General features: G+C 71.3%; 6 protein-coding genes. 5 read left to right on the top strand and 1 reads right to left on the bottom strand.

Annotated elements, in window-relative coordinates; genetic code table 11:
- The coding region (locus D474_RS0124140; RefSeq protein ID WP_026118762.1) for an IMP dehydrogenase at window positions 1-362 on the top strand (362 nt) is incomplete at its 5' end.
- Between the two features lie 112 nt (window positions 363-474).
- Window positions 475-1,323, top strand: coding sequence for a lytic transglycosylase domain-containing protein (locus D474_RS0124135; RefSeq protein ID WP_017616057.1), 849 nt, complete (start codon window positions 475-477; stop codon window positions 1,321-1,323).
- A gap of 9 nt (window positions 1,324-1,332) precedes the next feature.
- On the opposite strand, the gene D474_RS29935 is transcribed toward D474_RS0124135, so the two are convergent.
- A complete protein-coding gene (locus tag D474_RS29935) occupies window positions 1,333-1,716 on the bottom strand; it encodes a SpoIIAA family protein (protein WP_017616056.1) in 384 nt (127 codons plus the stop codon).
- A 211-nt stretch (window positions 1,717-1,927) separates the two neighbouring features.
- On the opposite strand from D474_RS29935, the gene D474_RS0124125 reads away from it, so the two are divergent.
- The 3 genes from D474_RS0124125 to D474_RS0124115 form a co-directional block, all read left to right on the top strand.
- Window positions 1,928-3,649 (top strand): glycerol-3-phosphate dehydrogenase/oxidase, encoded by a 1,722-nt coding sequence (locus D474_RS0124125; RefSeq protein ID WP_026118761.1) that lies wholly within the window; start codon window positions 1,928-1,930, stop codon window positions 3,647-3,649.
- A gap of 111 nt (window positions 3,650-3,760) precedes the next feature.
- Window positions 3,761-4,471: a response regulator transcription factor gene (locus tag D474_RS0124120; RefSeq protein WP_017616054.1), complete on the top strand. Its 711-nt coding sequence runs from the start codon at window positions 3,761-3,763 to the stop codon at window positions 4,469-4,471.
- A 5-nt stretch (window positions 4,472-4,476) separates the two neighbouring features.
- A partial coding sequence (locus D474_RS0124115) for a sensor histidine kinase (RefSeq protein ID WP_026118760.1) occupies window positions 4,477-5,618 on the top strand: 1,142 nt, incomplete at its 3' end.

Genomic DNA, 5,618 nt, shown 5'->3' with positions numbered 1-5,618 from the left:
CCGGCGGCCGCTACGTGCATGTCATCGCTGACGGCGGCATGACCGGCAGCGGCGACATCGCCAAGGCCCTGGCCTGCGGATCCGACGCCGTGATGGTCGGTTCGCCGCTCGCACGCGCCACCGAGGCGCCCGGCCGCGGCTACCACTGGGGCAGCGAGGCCCACCACGGCGAGCTGCCCCGCGGGCACCGTGTCGAGGTCGGCACCATCGGCAGCCTCGAGTCGATCCTGCACGGGCCGGCCTCCACCAGTGACGGCTCCATGAACCTCATGGGTGCCCTGCGCCGCACGATGGCCACCTCCGGCTACAGCGACCTCAAGGAGTTCCAGCGCGTCGAGGTCGTGGTCAACCCCCACGGCTGATCGGCCCCTCTGCGCATCGGGCGTCCCCCGGGCTTCGGGGGGCGCCCGATGTGCGAGCATGGGCGGGATTTCGTGTCAGACCCGGGGGACGACCCTTCGATGGAGGACATGCATGGGTGGCAGTGCATCCGGAACCGCCCGCAAGGGACGGGGACCGGTGGTCGCGGCCTGCGTGACCCTCGCGGTGTGCCTGGTGCTCACCGGGGGCGTGCTCTACGTGGTCGACCGGGTCTCCACCGCCATGGGTGAGTGGGAACCCCCCACGGGTGCGCCGGTCGAGCCCTCCGACGGCACCATCGAGACCCCGCCGCGCAGTGAGATCGACGGTCCGCCCGAACGGGCCGAGGTCACCGGTCAGGACGAGGGCGACGCCGACGAACGGGCCGCCCCCGACGGTGCCGCGACGCGGCCCGACGACACCTGGCTCGACCAGGTCTCCGACGACACCGGGATCCCGCACCGCGCCCTGGAGGGTTATGCCGGGGCCCAGCTGGTCGTCAACGCCGATACCCCTTCCTGCGAACTCTCCTGGCCGACCCTGGCCGGGATCGGGTACGTGGAGTCGCAGCACGGCACGTTCGCCGGCGGGGAGATCGGCGAGGACGGCACCACGACCGTCGACGTCATCGGGATCCCGCTGGACGGCACCAACGACACCCAGGCGATCCCCGACACCGACAACGGCGAACACGACGGGGACACCGAGTGGGACCGGGCCGTGGGACCTATGCAGTTCATCCCGGCTACTTGGGAGCGCTGGGGCGAGTCGCTGGAGGGTGGCGCACCCGACCCCCACAACATCGACGACGCCTCTCTCACGGCCGCGCGGTACCTGTGCGCCGACCAACGAGACCTCACCGCCTCCGACGACTGGGAGGCCGCGGTGCTGGCCTACAACCGCTCGGGCGAGTACGTGGACGACGTGCTGGCCTACGCACACGCCTACGCCGACGCCTCCTGAGGCCTTCCGTCAGCGGGGGTCGTCCTGCTCGTCGGCACCGGTCTCGATCCACTCCCAGGCCTCGTTCTCGCACTCGGTCCTGAAGGAGCGCAGATCGGTGCCGGTGAAGCGGTCGGCCCGGTCGGCCAGGAACCCGAGGAGCCGTTCGTCGCTGACGACCGCCAGGCGGTCCAGACCGTCACCGTACTCGCGCAGGAACTCGACACGGTGGCGCACGGTGGACAGCTCCGCGTACGGCCACCCGCGCATCCGCAGGAGCAATCGGATGCGCCCGTGGGAATCGACGGCTTCCCTCACCTCGTCCAGGAGCTGTGCCATCTCCCTGGGCGTCCCCCGCCCCGCCACTTGGTAGGCGAGGACGTTGTCGTGGCTGCTGCCCAACTTCCGGTACATGTCCGCTGGTTACCCGGAGGCTCCCGGTCCCAAGCGGGGCCCGGTGCGGGTGGGGTAGGCCACAGGTTCGGCGTGTCTTCGCAGGTCAGCAACGCGTGTGTCGTATGGGGCATCTGAGGCGTGGGTAGCCTGATGTCGAACGGTCCGGTGGACGGGACCCGTGGCGGGTATGCGCCCTCCGAGACACCTGTCGAATGGAAGGGACTTCCGCATGGCGACCACGTGGCTAGGACCCAAGGGCCGGGATGCCGCTCTCGCGTCCATGGCCGACGAGGAACTCGACGTCCTCGTCGTCGGAGGGGGGATCGTCGGCGCCGGCATCGCCCTGGACGCGGTATCCCGCGGGCTCTCGGTCGGGCTGATCGAGGCGCGCGACTTCGCCTCCGGCACCTCCAGCAGATCCAGCAAGCTCATCCACGGCGGGTTGCGCTACCTCGAGCAGTTCGACATCGAACTCGTGCAGGAGGCCCTCCACGAGCGCGGTCTGCTGCTGACCACCATCGCGCCGCACCTGGTACGCCCGGTTCCGTTCCTGTTCCCGTTCAGCCACCACTGGGAACGCTTCTACATCGGCGCAGGCGTGACGCTCTACGACGCGCTCGCGCACACCTCCCGCAACAACCGCGGGCTGCCCTCGCACCGGCACCTGTCCCGGTCGGGCGCCCTGCGTGTGTTCCCCGCACTCAAGCGCGACTCCGTGGCCGGCGCCGTCCAGTACTGGGACGCCCAGGTCGACGACGCCCGCTTCGTGAGCACGGTCCTACGCACCGCCGCAGGCCTGGGCGCGCACATCGCTTCGCGAGTGCAGGCCGTCGGGTTCCTGCGCGAGGGCGAGCACGTGGTCGGCGCGACCGTCAAGGATCTGGAGAGGGGCGAGGAGAAGCAGATCCGCGCCCGCCAGGTCGTCAACGCCGCCGGCGTGTGGACCGACGAGATCCAGGAGATGGTCGGCGGGCGCGGACAGATCCACGTCAGCGCGTCCAAGGGCATCCACCTGGTCGTCCCGCGCGACCGCATCCAGGCCTCCTCCGGGATGATCCTGCGCACCGAGAAGAGCGTGCTGTTCGTGATCCCGTGGGGCCGCCACTGGATCATCGGCACCACCGACACCGCCTGGGACCTCGACAAGGCGCACCCGGCCGCGAGCCGCGCCGACATCGACTACGTGCTCGACCACCTCAACAAGGTCCTGCGCACCCCGCTGACCCGCGACGACGTCGAAGGCGTCTATGCGGGGCTGCGTCCGCTGCTGTCGGGCGAGTCGGACGAGACGTCCAAGCTCTCCCGGGAGCACACCGTCGCCCACCCCGTGCCCGGTCTCGTGCTCATCGCCGGCGGGAAGTACACGACCTACCGCGTCATGGCCAAGGACGCGGTGGACGCCGTCGCACACGGACTGGGCGGGGCCCTGCCTCAGTCGGTGACCGACAAGCTCCCGCTCGTCGGTGCCTCCGGCTACCAGGCCCTGGTCAACCAGCGCCACCAGCTGGCCCGTGACTCGGGGCTGCACGTCTCCCGCATCACGCACCTGCTGCGGCGCTTCGGCACCGCCACGCGCGACCTGCTCCAGATGGTGCGCGAGCGCCCGGACCTGGGCCGCCCCCTGGAGGCGTCCGAGGACTACCTCCGTGCGGAGATCGTCTACGCGGTCGAGGCCGAGGGCGCCCGCCACCTCGACGACGTGCTCACCCGCAGGACCCGCATCACGTTCGAGACCTGGGACCGCGGAATCGCCGCTGCCGAGGAGGCAGCACGTCTCATGGCCGAGCCGCTGGGCTGGTCCGACGAACAGGTCGAGCGCGAGGTCGAGTACTACCGCAAGGGCATCGAGTCCGAGCGCGCCGCCCAGGAACAGGACACCGATCAGGAGGCCGACGCCGTGCAGCACGGCGCACCCGAGATCGTCCCCGGGGCCGAGGTGCGCCGGGGCTGATCCGGGGCCGCCTGTGGCCCACAGCACAGCTCATGGCTAGGGTGTGCACGAAACACGCCCTGGGGTGCGGTAACGACACATCGCACCACGCAACCGGAGGACCCGGACGCCATGATCAAGGTGCTGCTCGCCGAGGACGACGTACGCCTCGCCGACGCGCTGGCCGGAGCGCTGGAGGGCAGCGGCTTCGAGGTCGCCCAGGTGCGCACAGCCGCTGGGGCCCTCGAGGCCGCACCGGTCGACGTCGTCCTGCTCGACCTTGGGCTGCCCGACATGGACGGTATCGAGCTGTGCGGGCGCCTGCGCGACCGGAACGACTTCGGCGACACCGCGATCATCATGGTCACCGCCCGCGGCCGCCAGCGCGAACGCATCCGCGGTCTGCGGTCGGGTGCCGACGACTACGTGGTCAAACCCCTCGCGATCGAAGAGCTCTGCGCGCGTATGGAGGCGGTCCTGCGCCGCACCCGGCCGCGGCACGACCCGGCCGTGCGGGTGGGGCCCCTCCGTATCGATCTTGACGCGCGCACCGTGTCCGGGGTCGATGGGCCCATCGAGCTCACCCGCAAGGAGTTCGACCTCCTGGCGGTCCTGGCCCGGGAGGAGGGCGCCGTCGTCACCCGGGAACAGCTGTTGCTGCGGGTGTGGCGCACCACCTGGCCGGGCACGCTGCGCACTCTCGAGGTGCACGTGGGGACCTTGCGGTCCAAGCTCGGGGTGTCCGGTCTCATCGAGACGGTGCGGGGCGTGGGGTACCGACTGGCCGCGGTCGGAGCCGCGCCCCCGGCCGCCTCCGGGACCGCCCGGACCGGGCGGTCCTGACCACGATGCGCCGGCGTGTGACCACGGTGTACGTGACCCTGCTCGTGGTCGCGTGCCTGGGGCTGGCCTGGCCGCTGAGCGGGAGCATCGCCGCTCGCGGTACCTCCGAGATGCTCCTCGACCGCATCAACGACACCGCCCGGCTTTCCGGGATCGCCGAACCGACGGTGCTCACCGGTTCGGTCGGAACGCTCTCCGGGGAACTGGCCGCCTACGACGAGCTCTACGGCGTGGCCGGGGTGGTCATCGACCGGGACGGCCGCCTCGTTGCCTCCTCCCGGGACGACCTCGAGGGCACCGGCCTGGAGGAGATCGTGCGCGGCGACCCCGCCGACCTTCCCGGCGAGGTGCGTACCGCTCTGGCCGGGGCGCGGCTGGGCACGGACACCGTCGTGTGGCCGTGGCGCACCGACCCGCTCGTGGTGGCCGAGCCGGTCGGTTCCGGCGAGGTCGTGGGCGTGGTCGTGACAGCCTCGCCGACAGGAGGGCTGCGCCGCGCGATCCTCCTGCAGTGGGTGGGCGTGTGGATCGTGGCGCTCACGGTACTGGTCGTCGGCATCGCAGCGGCCGGCCCCCTGACCCGGTGGGTACTGCGTCCCATCGACCATCTCGACGAGGCGACGCGCGCCGTCAGCGAGGGCAGCCTCGACGCGCGGGTCCGCGCCCGCGACGGGCCCCTGGAACTGCGCCGCCTGGGAGAGTCCTTCAACCGGATGGCCGACACCATCTCCTCGATGCTGGAGAGCCAGCGCACCTTCGTCGCCTACGCCGGCCACCAGGTCCGCAACCCTCTCGCCGCGTTGCGCCTGCGCGTGGAGTCCCTGNGGCTGGCGCTGGACGAGGTCGACCGCCTCACCCGCATCTGCGACAGCCTGCTCACCCTGGCGCGAACCGAGGACGCCGACCATTCACTGGTGGAGGAGGACGTCCGGGAGGCCGCCGAGGACCGTGTCGCCGCCTGGCTACCCATCGCCGAACGCGCCGGGGCCCGTCTGGAGTGCTCGGGCGAGGCAGCGGCCACGGTGCACTGTGTGGAAGGCACCCTCGACCAGGCCCTGGACGCGCTCATCGACAACGCTCTCAAGTACGGCGGCGCGGGTGTGCACATCCGGGTGCTGGTGGAGGCTTCGGGCACGGTGCGGGTGGT

This window comes from Nocardiopsis salina YIM 90010 (assembly GCF_000341025.1).
Lineage (GTDB): Bacteria > Actinomycetota > Actinomycetes > Streptosporangiales > Streptosporangiaceae > Nocardiopsis > Nocardiopsis salina.
Note: the sequence above shows the minus strand (reverse complement) of the source record. Positions and strands in the feature narration are given on the sequence as shown.

Excerpts from the sequence above, each read along its gene's own strand:
- D474_RS0124120 (WP_017616054.1), top strand. The coding sequence starts at position 3,761 with ATGATCAAGGTGCTGCTCGCCGAGGACGACGTACGCCTCGCCGACGCG.
- D474_RS0124135 (WP_017616057.1), top strand. The coding sequence starts at position 475 with ATGGGTGGCAGTGCATCCGGAACCGCCCGCAAGGGACGGGGACCGGTG.
- D474_RS0124125 (WP_026118761.1), top strand. The coding sequence starts at position 1,928 with ATGGCGACCACGTGGCTAGGACCCAAGGGCCGGGATGCCGCTCTCGCG.
- D474_RS29935 (WP_017616056.1), bottom strand. The coding sequence starts at position 1,716 with ATGTACCGGAAGTTGGGCAGCAGCCACGACAACGTCCTCGCCTACCAA.